General features: G+C 61.9%; 22 protein-coding genes. 17 read left to right on the top strand and 5 right to left on the bottom strand.

All coding sequences use genetic code 11. From position 1 onward, the window contains the following. Window positions 1–164: 164 nt before the first annotated feature. A complete protein-coding gene (locus DW024_RS06095) occupies window positions 165–602 on the bottom strand; it encodes a universal stress protein (RefSeq protein WP_117583590.1) in 438 nt (145 codons plus the stop codon). 249 nt (window positions 603–851) lie between these two features. On the opposite strand from DW024_RS06095, the gene DW024_RS06090 reads away from it, so the two are divergent. Continuing rightward, window positions 852–1,832 carry an undecaprenyl-diphosphate phosphatase gene (locus DW024_RS06090; RefSeq protein WP_117766421.1) on the top strand — a complete coding sequence of 327 codons (981 nt, stop codon included), beginning with the start codon at window positions 852–854 and terminating at the stop codon, window positions 1,830–1,832. A gap of 227 nt (window positions 1,833–2,059) precedes the next feature. Then, window positions 2,060–4,960, top strand: coding sequence for an ATP-dependent helicase (locus tag DW024_RS06085; protein ID WP_118377226.1), 2,901 nt, complete (start codon window positions 2,060–2,062; stop codon window positions 4,958–4,960). Window positions 4,961–5,129: 169 nt separating this feature from the next. Here DW024_RS06085 and manA read toward each other — a convergent pair whose 3' ends face one another. Together manA and DW024_RS06075 are read right to left on the bottom strand one after the other, a co-directional pair. Further along, complete coding sequence (gene manA / locus DW024_RS06080; RefSeq protein ID WP_369834739.1) at window positions 5,130–6,062, bottom strand: mannose-6-phosphate isomerase, class I; 933 nt, start codon at window positions 6,060–6,062, stop codon at window positions 5,130–5,132. A gap of 75 nt (window positions 6,063–6,137) precedes the next feature. Continuing rightward, complete coding sequence (locus DW024_RS06075) at window positions 6,138–6,857, bottom strand: GntR family transcriptional regulator (protein ID WP_117646233.1); 720 nt, start codon at window positions 6,855–6,857, stop codon at window positions 6,138–6,140. A gap of 340 nt (window positions 6,858–7,197) precedes the next feature. Here DW024_RS06075 and DW024_RS06070 point away from each other — a divergent pair, with 340 nt between their 5' ends. From DW024_RS06070 to nhaA, 3 genes are all read left to right on the top strand, one after another. After that, window positions 7,198–8,151: an ROK family protein gene (locus DW024_RS06070; RefSeq protein ID WP_233541347.1), complete on the top strand. Its 954-nt coding sequence runs from the start codon at window positions 7,198–7,200 to the stop codon at window positions 8,149–8,151. Between the two features lie 162 nt (window positions 8,152–8,313). Continuing rightward, window positions 8,314–9,237: a manganese-dependent inorganic pyrophosphatase gene (locus tag DW024_RS06065; protein ID WP_055251253.1), complete on the top strand. Its 924-nt coding sequence runs from the start codon at window positions 8,314–8,316 to the stop codon at window positions 9,235–9,237. Window positions 9,238–9,504: 267 nt separating this feature from the next. Beyond that, on the top strand, window positions 9,505–10,863 hold the full coding sequence (gene nhaA, locus DW024_RS06060; RefSeq protein ID WP_117646236.1) for a Na+/H+ antiporter NhaA: 1,359 nt from the start codon (window positions 9,505–9,507) through the stop codon (window positions 10,861–10,863). Between the two features lie 372 nt (window positions 10,864–11,235). On the opposite strand, the gene DW024_RS06055 is transcribed toward nhaA, so the two are convergent. Then, a complete protein-coding gene (locus DW024_RS06055) occupies window positions 11,236–11,490 on the bottom strand; it encodes a hypothetical protein (RefSeq protein WP_022093864.1) in 255 nt (84 codons plus the stop codon). A 150-nt stretch (window positions 11,491–11,640) separates the two neighbouring features. Here DW024_RS06055 and DW024_RS06050 point away from each other — a divergent pair, with 150 nt between their 5' ends. From DW024_RS06050 to DW024_RS06020, 7 genes are all read left to right on the top strand, one after another. Continuing rightward, window positions 11,641–12,945 carry an aminotransferase class I/II-fold pyridoxal phosphate-dependent enzyme gene (locus DW024_RS06050; RefSeq protein ID WP_089572423.1) on the top strand — a complete coding sequence of 435 codons (1,305 nt, stop codon included), beginning with the start codon at window positions 11,641–11,643 and terminating at the stop codon, window positions 12,943–12,945. Window positions 12,946–13,011: 66 nt separating this feature from the next. Beyond that, a complete protein-coding gene (locus tag DW024_RS06045) occupies window positions 13,012–13,326 on the top strand; it encodes an STAS domain-containing protein (RefSeq protein WP_089572422.1) in 315 nt (104 codons plus the stop codon). A 153-nt stretch (window positions 13,327–13,479) separates the two neighbouring features. Beyond that, window positions 13,480–14,052 carry a twin-arginine translocase TatA/TatE family subunit gene (locus tag DW024_RS06040; RefSeq protein ID WP_158566546.1) on the top strand — a complete coding sequence of 191 codons (573 nt, stop codon included), beginning with the start codon at window positions 13,480–13,482 and terminating at the stop codon, window positions 14,050–14,052. After that, window positions 14,052–14,843, top strand: coding sequence for a twin-arginine translocase subunit TatC (gene tatC / locus DW024_RS06035; RefSeq protein ID WP_055285525.1), 792 nt, complete (start codon window positions 14,052–14,054; stop codon window positions 14,841–14,843). Before DW024_RS06040 ends, tatC begins: the two co-directional genes overlap by 1 nt. A gap of 6 nt (window positions 14,844–14,849) precedes the next feature. Further along, complete coding sequence (gene hypA / locus DW024_RS06030; RefSeq protein WP_022093859.1) at window positions 14,850–15,206, top strand: hydrogenase maturation nickel metallochaperone HypA; 357 nt, start codon at window positions 14,850–14,852, stop codon at window positions 15,204–15,206. Between the two features lie 55 nt (window positions 15,207–15,261). Beyond that, on the top strand, window positions 15,262–15,945 hold the full coding sequence (gene hypB, locus DW024_RS06025; protein ID WP_117766435.1) for a hydrogenase nickel incorporation protein HypB: 684 nt from the start codon (window positions 15,262–15,264) through the stop codon (window positions 15,943–15,945). Window positions 15,946–15,999: 54 nt separating this feature from the next. Beyond that, window positions 16,000–18,576, top strand: coding sequence for a DNA topoisomerase I (locus tag DW024_RS06020; RefSeq protein ID WP_118377223.1), 2,577 nt, complete (start codon window positions 16,000–16,002; stop codon window positions 18,574–18,576). Between the two features lie 142 nt (window positions 18,577–18,718). On the opposite strand, the gene DW024_RS06015 is transcribed toward DW024_RS06020, so the two are convergent. Beyond that, window positions 18,719–19,702, bottom strand: coding sequence for a zinc-ribbon domain-containing protein (locus DW024_RS06015; RefSeq protein ID WP_118377222.1), 984 nt, complete (start codon window positions 19,700–19,702; stop codon window positions 18,719–18,721). Between the two features lie 206 nt (window positions 19,703–19,908). Here DW024_RS06015 and tmk point away from each other — a divergent pair, with 206 nt between their 5' ends. The 5 genes from tmk to DW024_RS05990 all read left to right on the top strand — a co-directional run bounded on the left by tmk (window position 19,909) and on the right by DW024_RS05990 (window position 25,441). Beyond that, on the top strand, window positions 19,909–20,592 hold the full coding sequence (gene tmk, locus DW024_RS06010; protein WP_118377221.1) for a dTMP kinase: 684 nt from the start codon (window positions 19,909–19,911) through the stop codon (window positions 20,590–20,592). A gap of 1 nt (window position 20,593) precedes the next feature. Continuing rightward, complete coding sequence (locus DW024_RS06005; protein WP_118377220.1) at window positions 20,594–21,721, top strand: ATP-binding protein; 1,128 nt, start codon at window positions 20,594–20,596, stop codon at window positions 21,719–21,721. Beyond that, window positions 21,712–23,412: a regulatory iron-sulfur-containing complex subunit RicT gene (locus DW024_RS06000; protein ID WP_118377219.1), complete on the top strand. Its 1,701-nt coding sequence runs from the start codon at window positions 21,712–21,714 to the stop codon at window positions 23,410–23,412. The genes DW024_RS06005 and DW024_RS06000 overlap by 10 nt, the downstream gene beginning before the upstream one ends. 102 nt (window positions 23,413–23,514) lie before the next feature. Next, window positions 23,515–24,321 carry a double zinc ribbon domain-containing protein gene (locus tag DW024_RS05995; protein ID WP_233502873.1) on the top strand — a complete coding sequence of 269 codons (807 nt, stop codon included), beginning with the start codon at window positions 23,515–23,517 and terminating at the stop codon, window positions 24,319–24,321. A gap of 10 nt (window positions 24,322–24,331) precedes the next feature. Beyond that, complete coding sequence (locus DW024_RS05990; protein WP_147352054.1) at window positions 24,332–25,441, top strand: hypothetical protein; 1,110 nt, start codon at window positions 24,332–24,334, stop codon at window positions 25,439–25,441. The last annotated feature ends 218 nt before the right edge of the window (window positions 25,442–25,659 follow it).

Raw genomic sequence — 25,659 nt, 5'->3', positions numbered from 1 at the left:
CAAGGGGGGGGCGGCACGCCATCTTTTATCAGCCAACTCGCTGAAGTAAGGCTGCGAAGGCCGCGAGGCCGGGAGGGGTTTCCTAAGGGCACATCCCGCAGCCGCAACGCGGCGAGGACGTGCCCGTGGAAACCCCGCAGGCCCCGCGGCCGGTGGGAGCAACGCTACTTTACGACCAAAATGTCGCAGTCGGTATTGCGCAGCAGGAACGTCGAAATCGAACCCAGAAGCGCATACTTGATCGAGGACAGGCCGCGAGCGCCGCAGAGCACCAGGTCGGGCTTGACCACGTCGAGCATCTCGTCTTTGAGCGTCTCGCGAATACGACCGGCACGTATCATGACCTCGACCTCGGGAATATCGGGATTGGCCTTGGCCTCTTCGAGCTGCTTTTCGATGGAGTTCTTAAAGGCCTCCTCCAGACCGTTGACCAAATCGACCGGATAGGAGCCGGCGCTCTCGAGCGCCGTGGAATCGATAACGTGGCCGATAATCAGCTTGGCGCCGTTGTTCGCGGCGACCTTGATGGCGCGTGCGAGCACAAAATCCTGCTGCTCAGTACCGTCGAGTGAAACAAATACCTTGGTGTAACCCTCGTTCATGGTTTCCTCCTTGGTCTATCGCACGGGCGCGGGGCTCGTGCGTCGGGCGGGCGCGGGTGCGTTGACCGCCGGACACTTTATCTTGTTGCAGTTATACCCAAGGATTTCGGTTTAACTGCTCGCAATTCTGTGAACGGGCGAGTTTTTTGGTAAGGGTAGGCGCGGTCGCACCGCCAACGGTTGATAATGGGACATCGCCCGCATCGTCCGCAGAACATCTACCGGCGGGTGTCTAACGAGGGGGTCCCTTTGGATATCATCGAGCTTTTAAAATCTGCCTTCATGGGCCTGGTCGAGGGCATCACCGAATGGCTGCCCGTTTCGTCGACCGGTCACATGATCTTGGTGGACGAGTTCGTCAAGATGAACGTGAGCGAGACGTTCTGGAACATGTTCCTGGTCGTGATTCAGCTTGGCGCCATTTTGGCCGTCTGTGTGCTGTTCTTCCATGAGCTCAATCCGTTCTCGCCCAGCAAGGGCAAGGAGGGCCGTCACGACACCTGGGTGCTGTGGGGCAAGATTGTGCTCGGTTGCATTCCTGCGGCGGCGATCGGCCTGCCGCTCAACGACTGGATGGAGGAGCATTTCTACAATGCTCCCGTCGTGGCGCTGGCGCTCATTGTGTACGGCGTGCTGTTTATCGTGATCGAGAACTGGCGCGCGAGCAAGCGCGAGGAAATGGCCGTTGCCGGTTCGTTTGGTTCGCGTGCTGTGGTGTCGGGTGGACGTCCCGCCGGTGCGCACTTTGCGGCGCCCGCCACGGCTACCGCTGAGGATGAGGACGATGACGAGAATCTGGACTTTGGTTCCATCGCCACGCTCGAGGATCTAAGCTGGAAGACTGCGCTGGGTATCGGCTGCTTCCAGGTGCTTTCGCTGGTGCCTGGTACGTCTCGCTCCGGTTCTACCATCATCGGCGGCCTGCTTTTGGGCTGCACGCGCTCGGTGGCGTCTAAGTTCACGTTCTTCCTGGCCATCCCTGTCATGTTTGGCGCGAGTGCGCTCAAGCTGGTCAAGTACTTCATCAAGGGCGGCACGTTCGGCACCAACGAGATCGCCATCTTGGGCGTGGGCTGCGTCGTCGCCTTTGTGGTGTCGCTCATTGCCATCAAGTGGCTTATGGGCTTCGTTCGCCGTCACGACTTCAAGTGCTTCGGCGTCTACCGCATCATCCTGGGCATCGTGGTGCTCGCGTACTTCTTCGTTCTGGAGCCTATGCTCGGCCTGTAACTTGGTTGACGCTGCGCGGCGGCCAGAGCGACAACTTGTCATTCAACGAGGGCGGCATGACCAAAAGGTCTATGCTGCCCTCTTTTTTGGGCGATGGGGTGGGTCCGATGGTGGCGCACGGAGTCGTGGTGTGATTTGCGTCGGTGTCCGCGCGGCTCGGTATACTGGTACGGCTCAAACTATGGCGCTGCCCGCAGGCGCGCCGTCCGTCAGATGAGGAGTCGCCCATGACCCAGCCCTTGCCCTGGGAAAAGAACGCCGCGGTACCCGTGCCGCCTGCGCCGGAACCCGTGCCGCTCGATGCATACACCGCCCCCGCTGCGCCGGAGCCCGAGCTCGTTCCGCTCGACATCTACGACGCCCCGGCTCCGGCGCCCAAACCTGCCAAGCCGCTCGTCGATATCGATAGCCTTAACCCCGCCCAGCGCGAGGCGGTCCTGACCACCGAGGGCCCGCTGCTGGTCCTTGCCGGTGCTGGCTCGGGCAAGACCCGCGTCCTGACCTTCCGCATCGCTCATATGCTCGGCGACCTGGGCGTTAAGCCTTGGCAGGTTCTTGCCATCACGTTTACCAACAAGGCCGCTGCCGAGATGCGCGAGCGTCTGGCGGCACTCATCCCAAGCGGCACTCGTGGCATGTGGGTGTGCACCTTCCATGCCATGTGCGTGCGCATGCTGCGCGAGGACGCCGACCTGCTGGGCTATACCGGTCAGTTCACCATCTACGATGACGACGACTCAAAGCGCATGGTGCGCGACATTATGCAGGCGCTCGGCATTGAGCAAAAGCAGTTCCCCATCAACATGATCCGCAGCAAGATCAGCTCGGCCAAAAACGCCATGATCGGGCCCGAGGACATGCTCAAATCCGCTGACAGCCCCAATGACAAAAAGGCCGCGCAGGTCTACTTGGAGCTGGAGCGCCGCCTGCGCGCCGCCAACGCGATGGACTTCGACGACCTGCTTGTGCGCACGCTCGAGCTGCTGCGCACCCGCCCCGAGGTGCTCGACAAGTATCAAGAGCGCTTCCGCTACATTAGCGTCGACGAGTATCAGGACACCAACCACGTCCAGTACGAGATCGCCAACCTGCTGGCCGCCAAGTACCAAAACCTTATGGTCGTGGGCGACGACGACCAGTCCATTTATAGCTGGCGTGGCGCCGACATCACCAACATCCTGGACTTTGAGCAGGACTTTAAAAACTGCAAGACCGTCAAGCTGGAGCAGAACTATCGCTCTACGGGCCATATCCTGAGCGCCGCCAATGCCGTTGTTCGCCACAACTCGCAGCGCAAGGACAAGCGCCTGTTTACGGCCGAGGGCGATGGCGAGAAGATTCAGGCTTTCCAGGCAAGCGACGAGCGCGACGAAGGTCGCTGGATTGCCGGCGAGATCGAAAAGCTGCATGCCAAGGGTACGAGCTACGACGATATCGCCGTGTTCTACCGCACCAACGCCCAGTCGCGTATCCTCGAAGATATGTTCCTGCGCGCGGGCGTGCCCTACAAGATCGTCGGCGGCACGCGATTCTTCGACCGCGCCGAGATTCGCGACGTCATGGCCTATCTCAAGATGATCGTGAACCCGGCCGACGAGATGAGCGTCAAGCGCGTCATCAACACGCCGCGCCGCGGCATCGGCTCCACCTCGATCCAAAAGATCGAGCAGCTGGCGCGCGACAACCGCTGCTCGTTCTTCCAGGCCTGCGAGATCGCAACAGCCGAGACGGGCATGTTTAGTGCCAAGGTGCGCAACGGCCTGTCGAGTTTTGTGGCGCTGGTGCGCGAGGGCCGCCGCATGGACGGCGAGCTCAAGGACGTCGTCGAGATGATTGTCGATAAGACGGGCCTGCTGCAGGCGTTTCGCGCCGAGGGCACCATGGAGTCCGAGAGCCGCGCCGAGAACATCCAGGAATTCCTGGGCGTCGCCGCCGAATTTGAGGAGACGCACGAGGATATCGAGGGTACGCTCGAGAGTCTAGAAGAGCTGCGCGCAGCCGGTGTTGCCGACGTGCCGTCCGTCGCCGAGTCCGAGTCCGTCGTGGTGAGTGCGCCCGCGTCCGAGCCGGGGTCGTCCGCTCCGGCATCCTCGTTTGAGGCACTTGTCGGCGCTCGTGACGCCGCGGGCTCCAATCCGCTCGATAGCCTAGCCGCCCCGGCGCTCTCGCCGCAGGATGCCCTGGCCGCCGCCATCGCGGGCAACGCGTATGCCGTGCCAACAGAGCTACCGGCGGGCGCCGTGCATGCCGACGAGATCGAGCGCACCTACGGTCCGCTCACCTGTAAGGCACTGCCGGCACTCATGGAGTGGCTGGCCCTGCGCTCCGACCTGGATTCCCTGGCCGGCGAGACGCATGCCATTACCATGATGACCATCCACTCCGCCAAGGGCCTGGAGTTCCCGGCGGTGTTCGTGGCCGGCATGGAGGAGGGTATCTTCCCGCACGTGCACGACTTTGGCGGCAGCGATGACCCGGGCAAGCTCGAGGAGGAGCGTCGCCTGGCCTACGTTGCCATCACGCGTGCCCGTAAGCGCCTGTTCCTGACCTATGCGGCCACGCGTCGCACCTACGGCTCGACCTCTGCCAACCCGCGCTCTCGCTTCCTCAACGAGATTCCGTTTGAGGATATCGAGTTTAGCGGTATCGGTTCTGCCGGTTTTGAGGGCACGGGCTGGGAGAAGCGCGGCGACCGTCACGGCACCTTTGGCTCGGGCATGGGCTCGGATATGTATGGCGGCAAGGTGTTCGGTTCGCATACGCGCTCGACCGGCGGTTCCGGTTCGCGCGGCGGATCGAGCTTCGACGATTTCTTTGGTGGCAGCACCTATGGCACCGAGCGCCATCGCGGGGTTTCGCCCGACGCCGGCCGTGTTGCCTCGACCTTTGGTTCGGGCGCGTCGCGAGCTAAAAAGCCGTCGTCCAAGGTGTCGCCGACGGTGGAGCGCAAGGTCGATCGCGCCAGCGCGTCGCAGGACTTTGCCGCGGGCGATACCGTGAGCCACAAGACCTTTGGCACCGGTACCGTGATCTCGGTCGCCGGAGACATGATCGAGGTCCAGTTCGAAAAAACCGGCCAGACCAAAAAGCTGATGAAAGGTTTTGCACCGATCGTCAAGCTGTCGTGATCCCGGCGGCCCCGGACAGGCGCCATGGACAACGTTGCTTGCGAACGTCGCTTTGCTCGTTCGCTTTTTGGTCTGGAGAGCCGGGTGGGCTGATAAATAGATGTGAGTAGGGGCTCTCCCGTTTGATGAGCGGGGGAGCCCCTTGTTGCGTTTTGGTTGTTGATGCGACCTAGAGGTGGCTGATGATCAATTCCATCTTGCCTTCGAGGTCGATGGAGCTGACGGTGCTCGGGGCTAGCAGGTGGCTTCCCTTGTGGACGGGGTCGCCGCAGACGGTGCCTTCGCCGTCGATGACCGACAGACACATGAAGGGCCAGTGCTGGTCGAGGGTCTTGCTGCCGTTGACGCGCACGCGATCGACGGTGTAGCAGGGGTTGGACTCGAGTTCGGTCACGCCGTCGACTTCGGGCGCGGTCACGGTGCCGTCGGTCGGGGCCTGAGAATCAAAGTCGATGCAGTCGAGACTCTGCTCAATGTGCAGGGGACGCAGTTTGCCGTCGGTGCAGGGACGGTCGTAGTCGTACAGGCGATACGTCACGTCGCTCGACTGCTGCGTCTCCAAAATGAGCGTGCCGGTCTTGATGGCGTGGACGGTACCGGAATCAATCTGGAAAAAGTCGCCCTTGTGAATCGGCAGCACGTTGAGCATGTCGTCCCAGCGGCCGTCCTCGATCATACGCGCGGCCTCGGCGCGGTCGTGCGCGCGCTGCCCGACGATAATCGTGGCGCCGGGCTCGCAGTCCAGCACATACCAGCACTCGGTCTTGCCCAGGCTGCCGTTCTCGTGCTCGGCAGCGTACTCGTCGTTGGGATGAATCTGGATCGAAAGGTCGTCCTTAGCGTCCAGAATCTTAATGAGCAGCGGAAACTCCTTGCCCTCGCAGTTGCCAAAGAGCTCGCGGTGCTCAGCCCACAGCCACGAGAGCGTGTGGCCGGCATACGGGCCCTCTGCAATCTGGCAGTCGCCGTTGGGATGGGCCGAGATGGCCCAGCACTCACCGATGGGACCCTCGGGAATGTCGTAACCAAACACGGTCTCCAGCTGGCGGCCGCCCCAGATCTTCTCGTGAAAGATCGGCGTCAGTTTAATCAAATCGGACATGTTCATACCCCCATGGTGTTGCGCGGCCGCCCACTCTAAACGAGCCGTAACGAGCGCCCGCATGACTACAAAAACCTATGCCAACGTTACGTTGTGCAGCTCAAAGCGGTCACCAACGTTGCGCGAGATCGAATGCTCAAAGGCGGTGCCGCTATCCAAAAAGCCAATCTGGTTGAGCTCGAGCAGGGGAGAGCCGGGTTTGGTGTCCAGGCGCTCAGCCTCTTCCTCGGTTGCCGCTACGGCGCGAATGGTGCGGTGGAAGCTCGAAATCTTCAGCCCGCATTGCTTGCGGATGAAGCTGTAGACCGATCCATACAGGTCTTTCTTTTTAAGGCCCGGAATCAGCTCGAGGGGCATGTAGGTGTACTCGATAACGATGGGCTTCTCGTCGACCTGGCGCACGCGCACGATGTGATAGGCAAAGTCGTCCTCGGCAATTCCCAGCTGGGCAGCGACGTCTGCTGGCGGATTGACAATCGAGAAATCGTAGACCACCGAGGTCACCTTCTCCCCGCGGTGCTCATACGAAAAGCCCTGGGAGCGATCGTTCTTGCCCTGGAAAAACGCCTGGCCGGGAAGCCCCGCCGTGTCCTTAACGTAGGTGCCCGATCCGCGCCGGCTGGTAACAAGACCTTCATCGGTAATCTGCTCAATAGCTCGTTTGACGGTGATTTTGGAAACGCTATAGAGCTCGCAGAACTCAACGACGGTGGGCAGCTTGTCGCCCGGCTTTAGAGCGCCGTCCTCGATGCTTCGACGGATATCTGCAGCTATTGCCTCGTATTTGGGAATCATGGAACCTCCTTTCCGGCTTGATTGAGTACAAACGAAAGTATAGTCCACGCCTAAGCATCCCTATTGCGTTTTTGAAAAGTTCGAGAAAGATATAATCAAAAAACGCTTTTCTATATCAACTAGAGCGCTCTAAATGAATATGCATTCGAATAATGTGGTATTGAGCAAATTGATCGGCTCGAAGATGGGGTTGGGCCGTTTTGCCGCCCAGCGAACCGAATCTCATGCCTTGCGTTTTCCCAGATAAAACCTGCCAAAACAAACCTGTCCCTTTTTGGCAGGTTTTTGTCTTGGGAGCGGTACCATACAGGCAATGTTTAAACGAGAAAGGTGGGCTCCCATGGAACCTAAGCAGTACTATATCGGCATCGACGTTGGCGGCACTTCGGTTAAGGAGGGCCTGTTCGACGAGGACGGCAACCTGCTTGCCAAGGCCAGCGTGCCCACGCCGCCTATCGTTGACGCCGCGGGCTTTGCCGCGGTGACCGAGGCTATCGACCAGGTGGTCGCCAAGGCCCAGATTCCGCGCGCCTTTGTGGCGGGCATTGGTCTGGCCGTTCCGTGCCCCATCCCGGCTTCGGGCGATGCCAAGGTCAAGGCCAACATTGCTATCAACCTGCCTGAACTGAGGATTGCCATCCAGGAGCACTGCCCCGACGCGGTCGTTAAGTACGAAAACGATGCCAACGCCGCTGCTATGGGCGAGGCCTGGCTCGGCTCTGCCAAGGGCGTACAGAACGTGGTGATGGTCACCATCGGTACCGGCGTGGGCGGTGGCGTTATCGTTAACGGCGACGTGGTATCGGGCGTTGTGGGTGCCGGCGGCGAGATTGGCCACATGTGCCTGAACCCCGAAGAGGAGCGCACCTGCGGCTGCGGCGGCCATGGCCACCTGGAGCAGTATTCCAGCGCCACCGGTGTGGTGAGCAACTACCTTGCCGAGTGCGAGAAAGCGGGCGTCGAGCCCATCGAGCTCACCGGCCCCTCCGATTCCAAGGACGTGTTCCAAGCCTGCCGCGAGGGCGACAAGCTTGCGCTGGCCGCGGCCGATACCATGGCCGACTATCTCGGTCGCGCCCTGGCGCTCATTGCCAACGTGGTCGATCCCGAGATGTTCCTGATCGGCGGCGGCGCATCCGCCTCGGCCGACGTCTACCTCGACAAGGTCCGCGAGCACTTTAAGCAGTACGCGCTTTCTGCCTCGCGCGAGACGCCCGTCAGGGTCGCCTCGCTCGGCAACGACGCCGGCATCATCGGTGCCGCCTACGTAGCCCTGCGCGCCGCCGGTAAATAGCTGGTGCGGGGGCAGGTGGTGAAAGGGGGGGGGCAGGCTTCGTCCCTGACCTCGCCTCAGCGCTTGCCCCAAATTGTGCCGCGACCCTTCCGTCTCATAAGGTTCGGCGTCAGCGTGCTACCATAGCTACGTCCAAGTACACATATCAAGTGGAGGATATCCATGGCAAACGTTCTTGTCTTTGGTCACCAGAACCCCGATAACGACGCCATCATGAGCGCCGTCGTCCTGTCCCAGCTGCTCAACCAGGTTGAGTATGCCGGCAACACCTACGAGGCCTGCGCCCTTGGTCAGCTTCCGGCCGAGTCCGCCAAGTTGCTCGCCGACGCCGGCATTGCCGAGCCCCGCGTGATTGATTCCGTCGAGGCCGGTCAGCTCGTCGTCCTCACCGACCACAACGAGTCTGCCCAGTCCGTCGCCGGCCTTAAGGACGCCACGGTCTTTGGTGTTGTCGATCATCACCGCATCGGCGACTTCGAGACCGCCGGCCCGCTGCACTACATCTGCCTGCCCTGGGGCTCCAGCTGCACCATCGTCACCAAGCTCGCCGGCGTGCTCGGCGTTGAGCTTTCCGACGTCCAGGCCAAGCTGCTGCTCTCGGCCATGATGACCGACACGCTCATGCTCAAGAGCCCCACCACCACCGATGTCGACCGCGCCGTTGCCGCCAAGCTCGGCGAGCAGGTGGGCGTCGACCCGGTCAAGTTTGGCATGGAGGTCTTCCTCACCCGTCCGTCCGGCTCCTTCACCGCAGCCGAGATGGTCGGCAACGACATCAAGATGTTCGAGCCCGCTGGCAAGAAGCTGCTCATCGGCCAGTACGAGACCGTCGACAAGAGCCGCGCACTCGGCATGATCGACGAGATCCGCGAGGCCATGCGCGCCTACGCCGCCGAGAAGGGCGCCGACGGCATTGTCCTGTGCATCACCGACATCATGGAGGAGGGCTCGCAGGTCCTGCTCGAGGGCGAGACCGAGGCTGCTCAGAAGGGCCTGGGCATTGCTGACGAGCACGACGGCGTCTGGATGCCGGGTGTCCTTTCCCGTAAGAAGCAGGTCGCTGCCCCCATTATGGCCGCCTGCTAGGTTTAGTTGACCAAACGCCACGACCGGATCGCGGACGCCCCGCGCTCCGGTCGTTTTTTGTGCACGTCGCCGCGTCGTCTCTTGGACAGGCGTGCCTGTGCCGTTGAGCAAATAATGTTCAACCTGTGGTTCCGCTTTTCGGCCGCGCTTGCGCGCTTGTCGCGCAGGGTAGGCTAGATGCAAGCGTAATACGTTAGAGCGCGGCGCCGCCATCTGGGCGGGCCGTGCTTTTTTAAGACGGGAGCTTTCCCGTGAAAGGAGCCGCCCATGGCAGCAACTGAGCAGCTGTTCAATGTTCGTGAGCGCAAGCGCTTTGAACGTCACGACATCTGGGAGCGCATTGCCGAGAACGGCACCATTTCTGCCGCCGTCATGGTGATCGCCGCCATCGCCGCCGTCATCTGCGCCAATACCGATGCCTACGAGGCCATCCATCACTTTTTGGAGACCCCGCTGTATGTGGGTCTGGGCAACCTTACGGCTGGTCTCACCGTTGAGCTTTTCGTCAACGACTTCCTCATGGCGATTTTCTTTTTGTTGGTGGGCATTGAGCTTAAGTACGAGATGACGGTCGGCGAGCTCAAGAATCCGCGTCAGGCCATGCTTCCCATGTTGGCGGCCGTGGGCGGCGTCGTCGTTCCCGCCTGCATCTACCTGATCTTTAACCATGCCGGCGCCCGCAACGGTTGGGCCATCCCCATGGCAACCGATATTGCCTTTGCGCTGGGCGTGCTGTCGCTTTTGGGCAATCGCGTGCCCAACGGCGTGCGCGTGTTCTTCTCGACGCTCGCCATCGCCGACGACCTGATCTCCATCGCCGCCATCGCCATCTTCTACGGTCAGAGCCCCAATCCGTTTTGGTTGGGCGCCGCCGCGCTTGTGACCTGCGCGCTCGTGTGGCTTAACAAGACGCAGCATTACCGCCTTGCCCCGTATTCGGTACTGGGGCTGCTGCTGTGGTTCTGCATGTTCAAGAGCGGCGTACATGCCACGCTTGCTGGCGTCATCTTGGCCTTTACCATCCCGGCCAAGTGTGGCGTCAAGCTCGATAGCCTCACCGATTGGCTGGGCGAGTGCCTGCCGCTGCTCGATGACCGCTACGATGATGAGGCACACATCCTGGGCCAGCATGACTTTACCGTCTCGACAACCAAGGTCGAGCGCGTCATGCACCGCGTGACCCCGCCGCTTATCCGCATGGAGCGTCTGATCTCCACGCCGGTCAACTTTGTGATCCTGCCGATCTTTGCGTTCGTAAACGCTCAGGTTCGCTTAGTGGGCGTGGACATGAGCACGCTGCTCACCGACCCGGTGACGCTCGGCGTGTACTTTGGCATGCTGCTGGGCAAGCCGATCGGCATCTTTGGTATGACGTTTGCCCTGGTTAAGCTTAAGGCCTGCGAGCTGCCGCACAATGTCAACTGGCACATGATTGCCGGCGTGGGCATTCTGGGCGGTATCGGCTTTACCATGTCGATTCTCATCAGCGGCCTTGCCTTCCCGACGGCCCAGTTTGAGGTTCTTGCAGCCAAGGCCGCTATTCTCGCCGGTTCGGTCACCGCAGCCGTGCTCGGCATGATCTACATGAGCGTGGTCTGCAAGCATCCCTCGCCCAAAGACGAGTAAGAGCGCGAAAACCGGCTCCAGAACCGATTCGGGCGCGTTCAAAATGCGGATTCGGGCGGTGCTTGCCGCCTGCCAGACACGCCAGTGGTCAAAAAACGCCGTTTGTGAGTACTGTCACAAACGGCGTATCATTTTAGGTGCGGAAAATAATGAACAAAGTTATAAGAACTGTACGTTAATGAGTGACCATCGACTTCCAATTTGGCGCTAGCTGACGGTGATTAGGGAGTTTCAAGTCGAGTTTTGCCGATTTCGACCAAGAAACGCTGCTACTAAAAAGGTGACAGTACTCATATTTGCCCTTTTTTGGCCACAAGCCCTAAAACAAGCCTCGCCAGGGTCGGGAAACGGGCCAAATGCCGGCCTCGAGGCTTATTCCACGGTGCCGTAGACGGCGCCCCAGCCGTGGGCGGCCAAGGCGGAGTTGAGCTGGTCGCAAAGTGACTGGCGGTCGTAGTAGCCGGGCGGCAAAAGGTTCACGATTTCCATGAGGTCGGGCGCCAGGTCCAAGATTTCGGCCTGTACGATCAGATCCAGGCGGTCGATGGCGTGGCGGTCGTAAAACAGTCCGTCGACCAGGCGCTGCAAGTCGCCGAATTCCTCGGCCTGAAACGATCCGTACTCCATAGTGCCTCCTTGGGCGCCCCACGCCGGCATGCGCGGCGATTCGTAATTGATTGCGATGAACTTAATCTATCACGGCTTCATAACGTTGCGACGATGGCGGTCTATACTTAGACGAACTGCAACGTACCGCTTCGCGAAAGGTCGCACCCCATGCAGACGATCTACCAGAAGATGGAAACCACCGAACTCGATGCCGCCATCGAGGCGCTCAAAGCCGAGGTCGCCGAGGTCAAGGCCAAGGGCCTGGCGCTCGACATGGCCCGCGGCAAGCCGTCGCCCTCCCAGGTGGACATCTCTCGACCCATGCTCGATATCCTCAATGCCGATGCCGATCTGCATGACGGCAACGTCGACTGCTCCAACTACGGCTGCTTTGAGGGCATTCCCTCGGCACGCAAGCTGGCGGGGGAGTTCCTGGGTTGTCCTGCCGAGCAGACGCTCGTACTGGGCTCATCGAGCCTGCTGATCGAGCACGATATCGCCGGTATGTTCTGGCGTTGCGGCTCGTGCGGCAGCGACCCTTGGGAGGCTTACGAGGCAGCGCACGACGGCAAGAAGGTCAAGTTCCTGTGCCCTGTTCCCGGCTACGATCGCCACTTTGGCATCACCGCCGATCTGGGCATCGAGAACGTCCCCGTCGCGATGACCGACAACGGCCCCGACATGGACGAGATCGAGCGCCTGGTTGCCGCCGACGATTCCATCAAGGGTATCTGGTGCGTGCCCAAGTATTCCAACCCCACGGGCATCACCTTTAGCGAGGACACTGTGCGCCGCTTGGTCGAGATGCCCACGGCCGCGCCCGATTTCCGCATCTTCTGGGACAACGCTTACTGCGTGCACGACCTGTACGACGAGACCGACGAGCTCGCAAATATCTTTGACCTCGCTCGCGCGGCGGGCACCGAGGATCGCGTGGTGGCCTTTGCCTCGACGTCCAAGATCACCTTCCCGGGCGCCGGCATCGGCTTTATCGGTGCGAGCCCCGCGGTCATCGCCGAGTTCTCCAAGCGCCTGAAGGCCGGTCTTATTAGCGCCGATAAGCTCAACCAGCTGCGTCACGTGCGTTTCCTTCCCACCATCGAGGCGGTCAAGGAGCACATGAAAAAGCATGCCGAGTTCCTGCGCCCGCGCTTTGAGGCCGTTGAGCGTAAACTCACCGAGGGCTTGGGTAACACGGGTTGCGCCACTTGGACTCATCCCCATGGCGGCTACTTTGTGAGTTTCGATGGCCCCGAGGGCTCGGCCCAGAAGGTCGCCGCGCTTTGTGCCGACCTGGGCGTCAAGCTCACGCCGGCTGGTGCCACCTGGCCTTATGGCAAGGATCCGCGCGACACCAACATCCGCATCGCGCCGAGCTATCCCACGGTCGAGGACCTGGAGGCTGCGCTCGATGTGCTGGTGCTGGCTGTCAAGCTCGTCGCTGCCGAGCTTGCGCGTGCCGAGCGCGCCTAACGCGTAGGGCCCCGCAAGTCCGCGCCTAGTACTATCCGCACTTTCGATACGTAAAGGAGCGTATACATGGATTTGGGTATTTCCACCAACCCCACGCCAGAGCTCTACACCATTAAGGTGACCGGTGAGATCGATATCTCTAACGCCGATAGCCTGCGCAATGCCATCGACCTGGCGCTCGAGCAGCCCACTGAGGCCGTTGAGCTCGATTTTGCCCAGGTGAGCTACATCGATTCGACGGGCATTGGCGTGCTTGTGGGCGCCGCACACCACGCAGCTGATCATGGTAAGCGTTTTAGCTGCGTCAACGTGCAGCCCCCGGTGATGCGCGTGGTTCAGCTGTTGGGCGTCGACCAGGAGATTTCGATCACCGCTGCATAATCTTTGCCCCCAAAAGGGCGTGCCGTTTGGCATATGTTTGTGATGCGCTCGGACGTTTTGGCGTCCGGGCGCTATACTTGACCGAATGAATAGACGAGTTCCGGCCGAATGGCGCGGTGCGGGCTCGACTCACATCGAGCCTTGGAGGTATGTGTGTTTGGTATTGGAGAGGGTGAGCTCGCGATCATCGTGGTCTTCGGCTTTTTGCTGTTTGGCCCGGATAAGCTCCCGCAGATGGGCCGCACGATCGGCCGTGCCATCCGTCAGTTCCGCGAGACGCAGGAAAAGATGACGGCCGTTGTTCAGTCCGAGATTATCGATCCGGTGAGCGAGGCCGCGTCGGCCCCGGTCAAGCCCAAGAAGACTGCTGCGACCGACGACGATTCCGATGTGGACGAGGATGCCGCCGAGACGGCAGCGCCCGCCAAGAAGGAGACCTTTGCCGAGCGTCGCGCCCGTCTTGCTGCCGAGAAGGCCGCAAGCGAGGGTGCTGCTGAGGGCGAAGGCGCTGTTGATGAGGCCGAGGGTACAGAGCCTGCTGCTGCCGTCGAGCCCGAGCCTGCTGCAGAGCCCGAGCCCGAGCCGGCAGAGCCCACGACGGCTGACCTCTACGCCCGTCGTCCCCGCAAGCGCAAGGCCGTCGTCGACCAGCTCGCTCGCGAGCTCGAGGTCGAGGACGATGCCGAGGCTGCTGCCGCCGACGCCCCGAAGGGAGGCGATGAGTAATGCCGATCGGACCTGCGCGCATGCCGCTCTTCGATCACCTGGGAGAGCTCCGTCGCCGCCTGACCATCGTGGTCGTTTCGGTGTTTGCCGCCGCCATCGTGCTGTACTTTGCCACGCCCGTGGTGCTCGATATTCTTGAGGACCCCATCCGCTCCTTTGTGCCGGACGGTAAGTTTTACATCACCACCACGCTCGGCGGCTTTGGCCTGCGCTTCTCGCTTGCCATCAAGATGGCCGTGGTCATGTGCACGCCCATGATCATCTGGCAGATTCTGGCATTTTTCCTGCCGGCACTGCGCCCCAACGAGCGCAAGTGGGTTGTGCCCACGGTGCTCGCCTCGACGGTGCTGTTCTTCCTGGGTGCCATCTTCTGCTACTTCATCATCATCCCGGCGGGCTTTGAGTGGCTCATCGGCGAGACCTCGGCTGTCGCTACGGCGTTGCCCGATCTGGAGAACTACGTCAACATGGAGCTGCTCTTTATGATCGGCTTTGGTGTGGCGTTTGAGCTGCCGCTCATCATCTTCTACCTGTCCGTTTTCCACATCGTGTCCTATGCGGCCTTCCGCAGCGCCTGGCGCTACGTGTACGTAGGCCTGCTCGTGGGTTCGGCTGTGATTACGCCCGACGGCTCGCCCGTTACGCTGGGTCTCATGTATGGCGCCCTGCTCTCGCTCTACGAGATTTCGCTCGCCATCGCTCGCGTGGTCATTACCGCACGCGAGGGCAAGGAGGGCCTGTTCGTGAGCCGTCTGGACCTGTTCTCGGACGACGAGGACGACGAGGAGTAAATCGGTATGCACGAGGTTGGCATTGTCAACGGCATACTCGATACAGTGATTCGCGCGGCGCGTGGGGCGGGGGCCTCGCGCGCCGTTTTGGTAACGCTGCGTATCGGGGATATGACCGAAGTTGTGCGCGAGGCGCTCGACTTTGCGTGGGAGACGTTTCGCGACGAGGACCCGCTCACGCGCGGCTGCGAGCTTGCCGTGGAGGAGGTCCATCCACAAAGCGAGTGTCTAGACTGCGGCGAGGTTTTCGACCACGATCGCTTCCACTGTCGCTGTCCTCAGTGTGGTGGTGCCAACGTGCGCCTACTGCACGGCCGCGAGCTCGATATCGCAAGTATCGAAATCGAAACCCCCGACGATTAGCCCGCTAGCCATCTGGTGATGGGGTATAAAGGGGCCAAAGTAAGGAGCGCTAAGTATGGCCGAGAAAACGATTGATATTGCATCGCCGATTCTGTCGCGCAACGAGCGCCTGGCAGATCAGCTGCGTCAGCGATTTAATGAGACAAACACCTACGTGATCAATGTGCTGTCGAGCCCTGGCTCGGGCAAGACCACTACGATTCTGGGCACCAACGAGCGCCTGCGTGACAAAGCCGGCCTGCGCTGTGCCGTCATCGAGGGCGATATCGCCTCGGATGTCGATGCCATCACCATGAAGGAAGCCGGCATGCCCGCCATCCAGATCAACACGGGCGGCCTGTGCCACCTCGAGGGCAACATGATCATGGAGGCCGTCGACGCCTTCGACCAGGCTGTGGGTCTGGAGAACATCGACGTCATCTTTATCGAAAACGTGGGCAACCTGGTCTGCCCGGTCGACTTTGACCTGGGCGAGAACCTGTCCATCATGATTCTCTCGGTGCCCGAGGGCGACGACAAGCCCATCAAGTACCCGGGCATCTTCCAACACGCCGGCGCGCAGCTGCTCAACAAGGTCGACGTGGCTCCGGCTTTCGATTTTGACATGGATAGGTATACTAAGACACTTGATGACCTCAATCCGCAGGCGCCGCGGTTTGCCGTGAGCGCGCGCAAGGACGAGGGCATGGATGCCTGGTGCGATTGGCTCATCGGGCAGATTGAGCAAGCAAGGGCGTAAGTCGGCCGCCATACGGGCGGGCGTAGCCGCAGAGACACGAGATAGGAGCCTCTTTTGAAGCTCATCATCGCAGAGAAAAACGACGCCGCGCGTCAGATTGCCGAGCGTCTGTCCACGGGCAAACCCAAAAAGGACAAGGTGTACAACACCGCCATCTACCGTTTTGAGTGGAAGGGCGAGGAGTGCGTGACCATCGGCCTTGCCGGTCACATCCTTGCGCCCGATTTTTGCGACAGCGTGCTGTTCGATAAAAAGCTGGGCTGGTATTCGGTCACCGAGGACGGCGAGATGCTGCCGGCCGACATGCCCGATGGCCTGGCTCGTCCGCCCTACGACACCAAGCGCAAGCCGTTTCTTGCCGACGGTATCTCCATCAAGGGCTGGAAGCTCGAGAGCCTGCCCTATCTCACCTGGGCGCCCGTCATTAAGCTGCCGGCCGAGAAAGAACTCATTCGTTCGCTCAAGAACCTCGCTAAAAAGTCCGACAGCGTCATCATCGCCACGGACTTCGATCGCGAGGGTGAGCTGATCGGTTCGGACGCTCTCAACAAGGTGCGCGAGGTCGCGCCGGACTTGCCGGTCGCCCGCGCCCAGTATTCTTCGTTTACCAAGGCCGAGATTACGCAGGCCTTCGATAATCTTGTCTCGCTCGACCAGAATCTGGCCGACGCTGGCGAGAGCCGCCAGCACATCGACCTCATTTGGGGTGCGGTGCTCACGCGCTACCTGACGCTCGCCAAGTTTGGCGGCTTTGGCAACGTGCGTTCCGCCGGCCGCGTGCAGACGCCGACGCTCGCCCTGGTGGTCGAGCGCGAGCGCGAGCGCATGGCGTTTGTGCCCGAGGACTATTGGCAGATTCGCGGCATGGGTGCCGCGCAGGGCGCTGCCGAGGACGATCGCTTTAAGATTGCCCACAAGACGGCACGTTTTACCGACAAGGATGCTGCCGAGACGGCGTATGGTCACGTCGACGGCGCCAAGACGGCAACCGTCGCCGCGGTGACCAAGCGTTCGCGTAAGCAACAGCCGCCCACGCCGTTCGCGACGACCTCGCTGCAGGCTGCCGCCGCGGCCGAGGGCATCTCGCCTGCGCGTACGATGCGCATCGCCGAGTCCCTCTACATGGCCGGTCTCATCAGCTACCCGCGTGTCGACAATACCGTGTACCCCGCGACGCTCGATCTGGGCGCCGTGGTGAGCGACCTGGCAAAGATCAACCCGGCGCTGGCGCCCGTGTGCAAAAAGGTGCTTGCCGGTCCCATGAAGCCCACACGCGGCAAGGTCGAGACCACCGACCACCCGCCTGTCTACCCCACGGGCGAGGGCGATCCGTCCACGCTCGACGGCGGCCAGCGTAAGCTCTACGACCTCATCGCCCGTCGCTTCCTAGCAACACTCATGGGTCCCGCGACCATCGAGAACACCAAGCTCGAGCTCGACGTGAACGGTGAGCCGTTCGTGGCTTCGGGCGATGTGCTCGTGACCCCGGGTTTCCGCGAGGCGTATCCGTACGGACTCAAGCGCGACGAGCAGATGCCGCCGCTGGAGCAGGGCGACATGGTCGACGTGTTCGACATTAAGCTTGAGGCCAAGCAGACCGAGCCGCCCGCGCGCTACAGCCAGGGCAAGCTCGTGCAGGAGATGGAAAAGCGCGGCCTGGGCACCAAGTCCACGCGCGCGAGCATCATCGAGCGCCTGTACGCCGTGCGCTACCTCAAAAACGATCCCGTGGAGCCAAGCCAGCTGGGCATCGCCATCATCGATGCACTGACGCAGTTTGCCCCGCGCATCACGAGCCCCGATATGACCAGCGAGCTCGACGGCGACATGACTCGCGTCGAGCGCGGCGAGGACACCGAAGAGCATGTCGTGACGCACTCGCGTGCGCTGCTGGCCGGCGTGCTCGACGAGCTGCTCAAGCATACGCAGGAGCTGGGCGACGCCATCAGCGACGCCGTCACGGCCGATGCGCGCGTGGGCGCCTGCCCCAAGTGCGGCAAGGACCTGGTTATGAAGACGAGCGCCAAGACCCGCGGCAGCTTTATCGGCTGCATGGGTTGGCCCGACTGCGACGTGACCTATCCGGTGCCGAGTGGCGTCAAGGTGAGCCCGCTCGAGGGCGAGGCCGCCGTGTGCCCCGAGTGCGGCGCGCCGCGCATCAAGTGCCAGCCATTCCGCCAGAAGGCCTTCGAGATCTGCGTGAACCCCACGTGCCCCACCAACTACGAGCCCGATCTTAAGGTGGGCGAGTGCAAGGTGTGTGCCGAGGCCGGACGTCACGGCGACCTGATCGCGCACAAGAGCGAGAAGAGCGGCAAGCGCTTTATCCGCTGCACCAACTACGATGACTGCGGCGTGAGCTATCCGCTGCCGGCGCGCGGCAAGCTCGAGGCGACGGGCGAGACCTGCCCCGAGTGCGGCGCCCCCATCGTGGTGGTCAACACGGCGCGCGGTCCGTGGCGTATCTGCGTCAACATGGACTGCCCGACCAAGGAGAAGAAGCCCGCCCGCGGTCGCAAGACCACAACCAAGGCGAGCACGGCAAAGAAGACGACGGCTAAGAAAGCCACTGCCGCCAAGAAGACGACCGCGAAGAAGTCGACTGCCAAGAAAGCAGCCGCCGACAAGTAACGGCGCAGTCGAAACATTGCCCAAAAAAACGAGCGAGGACCCCGCGATCCTCGCTCGTTTTTTTGACCGGCAGTTAGGGACGTTCCTTTTCTGCCGGCAGTTTAGGAACGTCCCTAACTGCCGGCTCGGGAACGACAAAGCGCTAGTTCACCTCGACAGGCTTAGCGCCGGGATAGCGCTCCTCAAAGTCTAGGCGGTACTTATTGTCATTGGTGCCCGCCACGTTGTCGCGCGACAGCGGCGCCACGATCTCATTCTTGTGGTCCGCAGGCTTGGCGTATTTCAGGCTGATCTCCCAGGCATCACAGATTGCGTCAATGCGGTGATCCAGGTCGTCGTACAGGGCGATGATATCCTTCCAGGAGCTGTAGTTTTTGGAGCTCGTCGGGACGTCCAGGTCCTCGACGATGTCGTAATACTGCTCGATGGTGTCCTCCGTGCGCTCGGCGACGTCGGCGAGATTTTGACGGGTGGTTCGATCCTCTTCCAGATAGTTGCCGTTGAAGTTCTGCGCGCAGCCACGGACCTGGCTGTCGAGATCTTCGAGCAGGTCGTAGTATTCGCTCAGGCGACGGTAGAGGTTCTGCTCGGAGAGCGTTGCTTCGCCACCATCCTCGTCGTCATCGTCATCATCGTCGTACAGGCTGTTGGGATCGCCGAGAGGCTTTAGGTCATCGTCGTCGACGTCATGGTGCAGCTTAGCTACCGCGGCAGTCGTCTGCGTGGCGGCGTTGTCGAAAGGCTTGATCACAAAGAAAACGACCAGGGCGATGATGATCGCCACCAGCACAACAATAACGGCGATAAGCGGCCCGGTGCCGCTCTTTTTGGGAGCGGGGGTCTGTGGCGAAGCGGGCGCGTATGCGGGAGCCGGCTGCTGTTGGGGCGAGCCGCTCGCGACGGGTATGCGCTGCGTGGTCTCGACGGCCTCGGTCCTTGCGGCGGGGTCGGGGCTATAGGCGAGGGGGTCGTCCGCCTTGGCTTGCGGCGTATCAAGGGAGCCGGTCTGCTCAAAAGCGGGCTGGCTATCGCTCGCGGCTGTTTGCTCAACGGGTGCACCGCACGAGGTGCAGAACTTGGCATTATCTTCAAGAAGCTTGCCGCACGAGGCGCAATACCGAGACATTGCCACTCCTTTCGCCACATTTCAATGCAATACGACGATTATACCCACTGCCCCAAGAAGCCGGCAGTTAGGGACGTTCCTTATCTGCCGGCAGTTTAGGAACGTCCCTAACTGCCGGCTAATCGTTGGGGCGCGCCTGTCCCTGGGGTATCATGGCTTGGTTGATATATCCGCATTTACGCGCCTTGTAGGAAGGGGCTGCGCCCATGGCTTTTGAGCCTGCTCAACATAGCTTTATCACGCTCGAGGGCGTCGACGGTGCCGGCAAGTCCACGCAGGCGCGCCTGCTTGCCCGCGCGCTCGAACTCGCTGGCTATCAGGTCGTAACTCTGCGCGAGCCGGGTGGCACTGCCATCAGCGAAAAGATTCGCGCCCTGCTGCTCGACCCCGCCAACACGGCGATGGGCGATACCTGCGAGCTGTTGCTCTACGAGGCTGCGCGTGCCCAGTTGGTGCACGAGGTCATAGCCCCCGCCCTTGCGGCCGGCAAGGTGGTCCTGTGCGATCGCTTCTACGATTCCACGACCTGCTACCAGGCATTTGCCGACGGCCTCGATCGCCAGATGGTGCGCGACGCCAACAACCTGGCCGTCGCGGGAACGCACCCGGCGCTCACACTCGTCTATCACATCGCGCCCGAGCAGGCGGCGCTGCGCATGGCAGCCCGTGGCGCGGCAGATCGCATGGAGGCAAAAGGCGTGGCATTCCAGGAGCGTGTCTACCAGGGCTTTTGCGCAATCGCTGCCGAGGAGCCAAACCGCGTAAAGCTCATCGACGCCACTGCGACCGTCGAGGAAGTCTTCGAGAAGACGGTCGAGCAGGTTCGCGCGTATGGTCTCGACATTCCGCAGGAAGCCGTTGCCGCCGCGCTTGCCAAGGAGGCCGAGTAGCATGGCCCCCGCTCAGGCAAGCCTGCTGGCCAAGCTCGACACCCAAGAGCGCGTGCGCGACTTTTTGACCAATGCCGTCGCTAGCGGTCGCGCGTCGCACGCCTACCTGTTTTTGGGCGCGCCCGGCGCGGGCAAGCTCGACGCCGCGTGGGCGCTCGCCCAAGCCTTCCTGTGCGAGCAGGACGGCTGCGGCGCATGCGACAGCTGCGTGCGCGTCTCTCGACATACGCATCCCGACGTGCACTATTACACGCCCGAGAGCGCCACGGGTTACCTCATTGCCCAGACCCGCGAGCTGCTCGACGACGTGCCGCTGGCACCCATTCGCGCCAAGGCCAAGGTCTACATCATCGACCGTGCCGAGCAACTGCGCGCCAACACCGCCAACGCACTACTCAAGACACTCGAGGAGCCGCCCGAGGGCGTTATGTTCATCTTGCTGGGCACCTCGGCAGACGTGATGCTGCCCACCATCGTGAGCCGCTGCCAGTGCGTGCCGTTTCGGCTGGTGTCGCCCGCCGTCGCCGCGCAGGCCGTGAGCCGCGCCACCGGTCAGGACCCTGCGCGTTGCCGCATGGCGGTCGCCGTGGCGGGAAGCCCCACACGCGGCATCGAGTTTCTTAAGAGCGCCGAGCGCCAGGATGCCCGCCGTCAGATGGTCCGTGCCATCGACTCACTCATTGCCGCCGACGAGGCCGACGTGCTCAGTCGCGCCAAGTCGCTCATCGTCGCCGTCAAGGCGCCGCTCGCCGAGGTCAAGTCCACGCAGGAAAAGGTACTCGAGCAAAATGCCGACTACCTGTCGCGTGGAGCATTGAAGCAGCTTGAGGACCGCAACAAGCGCGAACTCAACGCGCGCGAGCGTTCGGGTATCATGGAAGCGCTGGCGAGCGCGCGGACGCTCATGCGCGACGTGCTGCTGACACTTCAGGACGAGGCAGCTGACGTGGTGAACGAGGATGTGCGCGACACGATCGGTCGGCTTGCCGCCGCGACCAATGTTGCGGGTGCCACCCAGGCGCTCGAGGCGGTCGCGACCGCCGAGTGCAACATCGCCAGAAACGTTACTCCCCAGCTGGCCATCGAGGTCATGCTGTTCGATATCAGGAAGGCACTGAAATGCCGTTAGTCGTACCCGTTAAGTTTACCTACGCCTCGCGCGACCTGTGGTTTGACCCGCAGGACCTGGATATCCTCGAGGCCGATTATGCCATTTGCTCCACCGAGCGCGGAACCGAGATCGGCTTGGTTACGGCCGATCCCTTCGAGGTGCCGCAAGACGAGATCGGTCAGCCGCTCAAGCCCGTGCTGCGCGTGGCGAGCGACATTGACCTGCAGCTTGCCGACGATCTTGCCATCCAGGGCGACGAGGCCATGGTCGATTTCCGCCGTCTGGTCAAAGAACTCGACCTCGAGATGAAGCCGGTCGGCGTCGAGTACCTGTTTGGCGGCGAGAAGGCCGTGTTCTACTTTGCGGCCGAGGAGCGCGTCGATTTTCGCCAGCTCGTCAAGGATCTGTCCTCGACGCTGCACATTCGCGTCGACATGCGCCAGATCGGCGTGCGCGACGAGACTCGCCTGGTGGGCGGCTATGCCCAGTGCGGCCAGGAGCTCTGTTGCACGCGCTTTGGCGGACAGTTTGAGCCCGTCTCGATCCGCATGGCAAAAGAGCAGGACCTGCCGCTCAATTCCTCCAAGATCAGCGGCGTTTGCGGCCGCCTGATGTGCTGCCTGCGCTATGAGTTCGAAGCGTACAAGGACTTTAAGAGCCGTGCGCCCAAAAAGAAGACGCTCATCGATACGCCGCTCGGCAAGGCGCGTATTCAGGAATATGACACGCCGCGTGAGCAGCTGGTGCTGCGCCTGGAGAACGGCAAGGTCTTTAAGGTCAACCTGGCCGATATGACCTGCTCGGAGGGCTGCAAAAAGAAGGCCGCCGAGCAGGGCTGCAACTGCCGCCCCGACTGCGTGACGCGCGACGTGCTCGAGCGCATCGAGTCGCCCGAGATGCGCCTGGCGCTCATGGAGCTCGACCGCGAGAACGGCGTCGACGTGGGCGATGGCCTGTCGAGCGCCGACCGTCTTGCTGGCACGTCGATGCCCAAGCGCCGTCGTCGCGATGCTGAATCCGATGCCCGCGCCGGTCAGGGGCAGGGCGAGGGTCGTGGCCGCGGAAAGGGCCGTGGCAATGCCGCAACGCCTGAGGCCGAGGAGGCCGCCGGTGGCCGTCGTCGTCGCAAGCGCGCGGGCTCGGGCGATGTCGGCGAGGCTGCAGCTGCAGGCAAGAACTCCTCCCGCGAGCGCGAGACTCAGCAGCCTCAGCAGCAAAACCGCGGCGGTGGCATGAACCCCACGCGCCGTCGCCGCCGTCACCTGTCGAGCGAGGAGCGCGAGGATGCCTTCCGCGCCGCAGCTGCTCGCGAGGCTGGTGCCGCTTCCAAGGGTCCCTCGGGTTCCGATGCGCCTGTCGACAAGGGCGGCAAGTCACGCGGCGAGGATGAGCGCGCGCCGCGTCCGCGCCGTCGCCATTCCTCGGGCGCGCAACAGAAGCCCTCAGTGCCCTCCGTGGCCGATCAGGTCTCGGATGGCGAGGTCAAGGTCACGCGCCGGCGTCCCGGAGATGGCGGGGGAGCGGCTGCCAAGGCTTCGCGTGGTGCCGCTCGCGACGAGTGCGAGCCGCGCGAAGATCGTGGTGGCGAGGGCTCGGCCGACCAGGGTCAAAAGCGCCGTCGTCGTCGCCGTTCCCGCAAGCCGCGCCAGGATGGTGGCGAGGGCTCGACCCCGTCTTCGTCCGCACCACAACCGCCCGCCGGCGAATAACGCCCGCGAGCGGATTTAGCCCGCCTTGCCCCGAGGGCATCGGGGTATCATAGCGCTGAATCAACAACCCTCCCTGCGACCGAACGTAGGGAGGGTTGTGTCTTGAAGAGCCATCTGAACAAATTGAGCCGTCTGCAGGGTGCCGGCGCCCTACCGTTTGCGGACGAATTGCTGCCGTTTGCCGAGCGGGCGGCACGCGAGGCACTCGAGGCATTGTCGCCAACACGATGTGCCGGCTGCGAGCGCGCCGGTGCGCTTATTTGCCAAGACTGCCTGGCCGCGCTCACGCTCATCGACCCACGTCATAGCTGTACCCGATGCGGCGCCCCGTTTGGGGATTTGCTGTGCACTGAGTGTTCGGTCGAGGGCACGTCCTCGGCAATGGCGGAGACGCTCGACCGCTGCCTGGCGTGCTCCGTCTATGCGCATCCGCTGCCGCGCATCATTAAAGCGTACAAGGACGCGGGCGAGCGACGCCTGGCTCCGTATCTGGCGGAGCTGCTCTACGACACCGCCCTGCATGCCCAGGTCGTAGCGCCCGAACGCTTAGGAGGTGTGCTGTCCGGTGCGGATGCGGTGGTGTTTGTGCCTGCGACGGCGGCAGCGTTTCGGCGGCGTGGCTTTGATCATATGGAGGCCATTGCGCGCCCATTTTGCGAGCTGTCGGGTGTTCCCCTGCTCGATGCCCTCGTCAAGTACGGGCATGGCGACCAGCGCGAACTCGGTCGTGAGGAGCGTCGCGAGCGTGCCCAAGGCATGTACGAGACGGTTGAGGACGTGCACGGCCGCCGCTTACTGCTTATCGATGACGTTATCACCACGGGCGCGACCATGGCAGCAGCCTCGGCGGAGCTCAAGCGTGCCGGCGCTGCGGCAGTCGATGGCCTTGCTATCGCACGTGTTTGGTAGGGGTGGTTTTGTGGCAGTGAAGATTGAGCGGCGCAACGAGCCGACAGGCGAACAGCTAGCGGCTTCCGTAATCCTAACAGGCGCCTCGGCGCTGCGCATGATGCGCGCCGAGCGCCGGCAGATGGGCTATATCAGCTGGAAGGACCTTAATCCCGATGAAGAGCGCCGTGTGCTGCGCACGTCGTCGCCCTCGACCGAGGATATCTATCTTCCTGACTTGGTGCGAATTGGAGCCAAAAGTGGCGAGGTGCAAGAAGATCTGTGCTTGCTGGTGGGATCTGCGGCGCAGCGCCGCCGCATGCCTGGCGTAGACTGGTCCGTGTGTTCCGAGTTGCCCGCCGGCTCGATTCTAGAGGTGGAACCGGGGGTGTACAGCCTATCTTCCGAGGCTCTTTGTGTTGCCGTTGCGCGCGAGGTCGGCTGCATCCAGGCGTTTGCCCTGGCCCAGGAGCTGTGCTCTAAGATTTCACTGAGCGACCGCGGGAAGTATCTGCCTCCCTACACCTCGCCTGTTGCGAATAAACTTGCAAAGGACAAGGACCAGCCAGCAGACGTGGGCTACTTTGAAGTCGAGCCGGTGCTGACGCCTGATCGACTGGAAAAATACCTTTCCGGATGCAAGGGGAGTGCCGCTAAACAGCTGCTGCGCCTGTGCCCCTACCTGTCAGAGAACCTGCGCTCGCCCATGGAGTGCATCATGCTCGCTCTGTTTTCGCTTCCGTATTCCTATGGCGGATTTGCCTGCGGTCCTTTTAAGACCGACTACAAGATCGAGTTCGATGACCGCGCGCAGGCAATCTCGGGGATGCCGCATGCAGTTTGCGATGCATATCAGGAGGCAGCCCGGTTTGACCTTGAATACAACGGCGAGCTGGGCCATTCCTCCCGGGGCGGGCGTATCCACGACGAAAAGCGCAATACAGGCTTTATTGCCATGGGAATCGAGGTTGCGACAGTCAACAACGAGATGCTCTGCGACATGGAAGCGATGGAAGCCCTCGCATGGCGCATCTACCAGCGCATGCGAAAGCGGTATCGGAATCGTGTCGATGCCCGCAGGAAGAAGCAAGAGGCGTTGCTTAACACGCTGCGGGCGTGTTTTGGGCTTAAGCCGGTCTAATTCACGTCGAAATTAGGGGGTTAATCATATGCCCTGGCCAAAATATGGCAAATATGAGTACTGTCACTAAATCAGTAACAGCAAAATCAAGGAATTTAGGACTCGGAGGCGGCATAAAGTAAGAAGATAATAAACAAATGTAGAATAACTAAGCATCAGGTTGGTGACACGGGGGTGGCGCGCGCAGACGTGGTGTAAGAGCGTCCCGAGGTCCGTCG

The organism is Collinsella sp. AF37-9, from assembly GCF_003475115.1.
Classification (GTDB): domain Bacteria; phylum Actinomycetota; class Coriobacteriia; order Coriobacteriales; family Coriobacteriaceae; genus Collinsella.
This window is presented reverse-complemented; position numbering and strand designations above follow the sequence as displayed.

What these genes read in the sequence shown, in the direction of transcription:
- DW024_RS06085 (WP_118377226.1), top strand. Translation starts at nt 2,060, where the DNA reads ATGACCCAGCCCTTGCCCTGGGAAAAGAACGCCGCGGTACCCGTGCCG.
- nhaA (WP_117646236.1), top strand. Translation starts at nt 9,505, where the DNA reads ATGGCAGCAACTGAGCAGCTGTTCAATGTTCGTGAGCGCAAGCGCTTT.
- DW024_RS06065 (WP_055251253.1), top strand. Translation starts at nt 8,314, where the DNA reads ATGGCAAACGTTCTTGTCTTTGGTCACCAGAACCCCGATAACGACGCC.
- DW024_RS06070 (WP_233541347.1), top strand. Translation starts at nt 7,198, where the DNA reads ATGGAACCTAAGCAGTACTATATCGGCATCGACGTTGGCGGCACTTCG.
- hypA (WP_022093859.1), top strand. Translation starts at nt 14,850, where the DNA reads ATGCACGAGGTTGGCATTGTCAACGGCATACTCGATACAGTGATTCGC.
- DW024_RS06055 (WP_022093864.1), bottom strand. Translation starts at nt 11,490, where the DNA reads ATGGAGTACGGATCGTTTCAGGCCGAGGAATTCGGCGACTTGCAGCGC.
- tmk (WP_118377221.1), top strand. Translation starts at nt 19,909, where the DNA reads ATGGCTTTTGAGCCTGCTCAACATAGCTTTATCACGCTCGAGGGCGTC.
- DW024_RS06000 (WP_118377219.1), top strand. Translation starts at nt 21,712, where the DNA reads ATGCCGTTAGTCGTACCCGTTAAGTTTACCTACGCCTCGCGCGACCTG.
- DW024_RS06050 (WP_089572423.1), top strand. Translation starts at nt 11,641, where the DNA reads ATGCAGACGATCTACCAGAAGATGGAAACCACCGAACTCGATGCCGCC.
- DW024_RS06045 (WP_089572422.1), top strand. Translation starts at nt 13,012, where the DNA reads ATGGATTTGGGTATTTCCACCAACCCCACGCCAGAGCTCTACACCATT.
- DW024_RS06095 (WP_117583590.1), bottom strand. Translation starts at nt 602, where the DNA reads ATGAACGAGGGTTACACCAAGGTATTTGTTTCACTCGACGGTACTGAG.
- DW024_RS06005 (WP_118377220.1), top strand. Translation starts at nt 20,594, where the DNA reads ATGGCCCCCGCTCAGGCAAGCCTGCTGGCCAAGCTCGACACCCAAGAG.
- hypB (WP_117766435.1), top strand. Translation starts at nt 15,262, where the DNA reads ATGGCCGAGAAAACGATTGATATTGCATCGCCGATTCTGTCGCGCAAC.
- manA (WP_369834739.1), bottom strand. Translation starts at nt 6,062, where the DNA reads ATGTCCGATTTGATTAAACTGACGCCGATCTTTCACGAGAAGATCTGG.
- tatC (WP_055285525.1), top strand. Translation starts at nt 14,052, where the DNA reads ATGCCGATCGGACCTGCGCGCATGCCGCTCTTCGATCACCTGGGAGAG.
- DW024_RS06075 (WP_117646233.1), bottom strand. Translation starts at nt 6,857, where the DNA reads ATGATTCCCAAATACGAGGCAATAGCTGCAGATATCCGTCGAAGCATC.
- DW024_RS06015 (WP_118377222.1), bottom strand. Translation starts at nt 19,702, where the DNA reads ATGTCTCGGTATTGCGCCTCGTGCGGCAAGCTTCTTGAAGATAATGCC.